The sequence below is a fragment of the Nitrososphaera sp. genome, assembly GCF_050748925.1.
Lineage (GTDB): Archaea > Thermoproteota > Nitrososphaeria > Nitrososphaerales > Nitrososphaeraceae > Nitrososphaera.
In genome coordinates, this window is sequence record NZ_JBOGQF010000185.1 from 1 (window position 1) to 2677 (window position 2677).

Genomic DNA, 2677 nt, shown 5'->3' on the forward strand with positions numbered 1-2677 from the left:
GGGCCATCCTTCATGCCTACCGTTGCATTGCCCTTTACGGAAACCACGTCCTTGCCTATCTCATAGCTAGAGGTTGCAAAGTCGGATATTCTGTGCTTGTGAATAGAAGTGCCGTCTGTCTTGACCATAGTTATCTGGGCGACGAACGCCAGGTTGGGCTTGCCTGGCGACGGGGCGCCTGCCTTTTTTATTACCCACATCCCGGACTGAATCCAGTCCGGCTCTCCGTTGCCGTCCAGTTGCACGTTGGCGATCTGTCCCCTCCACGTTTGCGCCTTGGCCGCCTTGCCATTTGCGGCGAAGCTTTGCTGGAGCGGGGCAAATGCCACTAGCGATAGCGCCAGCGCCGCCACGACCAGGATCACGGGCGTCCTTGGGCTGGCGAGGTTAGAATTTTGTCCCATTGCGCATAGCAGCCCCTGTCCGTATTTAGGGCGTCTGTATGTTGGTTCACGGAAAATGTTACAGTTTATTGTAGTTGCAGATCTCGCATTTTGTAAAGACCGTGCCGTCAAGGTGGTCAAAGTGTGCCCCGCACGACTTGCAAGTGTGGTGGATGTCCAGGTAGCCGTCAGGCGCGGTAAAGCTCTTGCCGTCGAGGCTTGTGCTCTTGCACACTATGCACCTGCAGCCGCATGTTATTTCCAACGAACCTCCTTTTGCAAAATGTTATAATAACTATTCTTTGCCGCGCCGGGGCAGAAGTCATGCGATCTCATTCAGGCATAGAAAGTCCTTTATGATTATCGCCTCAATGGAAGGCATGAATACGCCGCAGGAACGCATCAGAGGCCTGACAGGGGACGCAAAGTGGGCAGCGGACGAAGAGATTCAAAAGAGATCAATCGATGAACTGGGTGCGCTTGGGCCTGCCGCAGTTGCCTCGCTTGAGGAGATAATGGCAGTCACCAGCCGCGAGGAGACACGCAGGCATTGCATAGAAGCAATCAGGGGCATCGAGAGAAGAGGGAACGGGAGCACTCAAAAGCGCACCCACAAAAACAACGGCAAGCCGGCCAAGAAATAGGCGAGGCCCTTACTCTAGCACTGGAATGGCAAGCTCAAACTCGGGCGCCGAGTCCGGCTCGTCCCAGTCAAGCTCGTCAGCTATCATGCCAAGCGGGTCATAGGCGTCAAACCGGGTCTTTTGCGGTGCAGACGCAACGAGGTGCACGCGGACGCCGTCGCCTGCTGTAGTTGACATCGATACCTCGGTCGTGCCCTCTTCCTTAAAGACGCCCCGGGCGTTGTTCACGAGCTGGTTCAGCGCGCCCAGTGGCAGGCTCTCGCCCCCCATGACATAGACGACCGTCCTTTGGATGGCGGCCGTGTCTGCCACGTCCTGGTACAGCATCGAGACCGAGTCTCTTAACGACTTTTCCGAGTCTTTTTGCGGCTTGCTCGTGCACAGGATGTTCATGTCAGGCTCGACGCCCTTTGAGGCTATTGACGACGCCACCTCAACAATGGCAGAGTTGGTGAGCGGATAGCATCCCTCCTTGGAGAGCTCGGGGTTGTTGTCGAGAAACGCGTCGTTGTCCATCACGACCGTCGCGTGTGAGGTTTCCCTCACGCGCCTCAGCGAGACGCCGGCGTTGAAAATCCTGTCCTTCTCAAAGCCAAACGGCATGATTGCAAACGAGATGACCGTCGCTGATTGCCGGGCGGTATTGCAGATGAGCGGGGCCATGGCCGCGCCCGACTTGCCTGCAAGGTTTGAGACGACGATGATAGTGTTATAGCCTTCAAGCGTCGACTTTACCTGGTCGCTCTTGGCGCCGAGAAAAGAGCGCAATTTTGGCCCTGACGGGTTTACCCACGCGCCTGTGTTGACAAATATCGACCGGCCGTCGCCAAGGTCGCGCTTGTCGTTGCTGACGAGAAGGCATTCGCATCCTATCGCCGCGCTTGCCTGTTTTGCGATCCTGCTTCCCGCCCCGCCGATGCCTACAACTAGAACTGGACTTTTGATAACTAGATCCTGTGCCGTACCGTACTCCCCCGCCATCAGTAGCTGGCTGTGGTTAAAAATGTTGATAGTTGGCTGCAAGCCAAAAGTGGTTTAACAATTTTGAGCTATTGCAGGATCGCGCGGGCTTTGAGCGAAAAGCTGGAAAAACCGTAAACGCGCACTCTTAATTTTGATCCCAGTTTTGCATCGGACGGCGGATCGGAAATTATGACGGATTTGTACGCATAGTTCCTGCCCTGCACGAGCTTGCCCACTTCGTCGATGACGACGTCGCCTTCCCACCCCCTCCACGCGGCGTTGCGCCTCTCTGCAACCTCCCGCACGAGCGCGTGCGCCCTCTCGGAACGCCTCTTTGCAACCTCGGTGCCGGCGCGCTTCCATTTCGCCGACTCGGTTCCCGGCCGGGCGCTGTAGCGAGAGATGTTGACCACGTCCGGCTCGCACTCGCTGATGAGGTCGAGGGTCTTTTGGAAATCCTGCTCCGTCTCTCCCGGAAAGCCTACGATGATGTCTGTCGAGATTGTAAAATCCGGCATGTTTGCCCTCAATGCCTTTACTGCATCTGAAAATACCCTGGCGGTATGGCCGCGCTTCATCTTTCTCAATATCTGGTTGCTTCCGCTCTGCACCGGCATGTGGGCGAACCGGAACATCTTTTCGTGCGCAAAGGCTGTGGCCAGCCTGCCAAGCATCTCTGGCATGTAC

The 2677-nt window shown here is 56.3% G+C and carries 5 protein-coding genes; 1 reads left to right on the forward strand and 4 read right to left on the reverse strand.

All coding sequences use genetic code 11. The features are described from left to right. Together ACREAY_RS11140 and ACREAY_RS11145 are read right to left on the reverse strand one after the other, a co-directional pair. Positions 1 to 404 (reverse strand): hypothetical protein (locus ACREAY_RS11140; protein WP_431755843.1); only part of this gene is annotated, 404 nt, incomplete at its 3' end. A 58-nt stretch (positions 405 to 462) separates the two neighbouring features. Continuing rightward, positions 463 to 648 (reverse strand): hypothetical protein, encoded by a 186-nt coding sequence (locus tag ACREAY_RS11145; RefSeq protein ID WP_431755844.1) that lies wholly within the window; start codon positions 646 to 648, stop codon positions 463 to 465. Positions 649 to 763: 115 nt separating this feature from the next. On the opposite strand from ACREAY_RS11145, the gene ACREAY_RS11150 reads away from it, so the two are divergent. Beyond that, on the forward strand, positions 764 to 1027 hold the full coding sequence (locus tag ACREAY_RS11150) for a hypothetical protein (protein WP_431755845.1): 264 nt from the start codon (positions 764 to 766) through the stop codon (positions 1025 to 1027). A gap of 9 nt (positions 1028 to 1036) precedes the next feature. On the opposite strand, the gene ACREAY_RS11155 is transcribed toward ACREAY_RS11150, so the two are convergent. Both ACREAY_RS11155 and ACREAY_RS11160 read right to left on the reverse strand, forming a co-directional pair. Continuing rightward, positions 1037 to 2008 (reverse strand): cell division protein FtsZ, encoded by a 972-nt coding sequence (locus ACREAY_RS11155; RefSeq protein ID WP_431755846.1) that lies wholly within the window; start codon positions 2006 to 2008, stop codon positions 1037 to 1039. 68 nt (positions 2009 to 2076) lie between these two features. Next, a partial coding sequence (locus ACREAY_RS11160; RefSeq protein WP_431755847.1) for a radical SAM protein occupies positions 2077 to 2677 on the reverse strand: 601 nt, incomplete at its 5' end.

Coding starts and splice junctions, on each gene's coding strand:
- ACREAY_RS11155 (WP_431755846.1), bottom strand. CDS start 2,008: ATGGCGGGGGAGTACGGTACGGCACAGGATCTAGTTATCAAAAGTCCA.
- ACREAY_RS11150 (WP_431755845.1), top strand. CDS start 764: ATGAATACGCCGCAGGAACGCATCAGAGGCCTGACAGGGGACGCAAAG.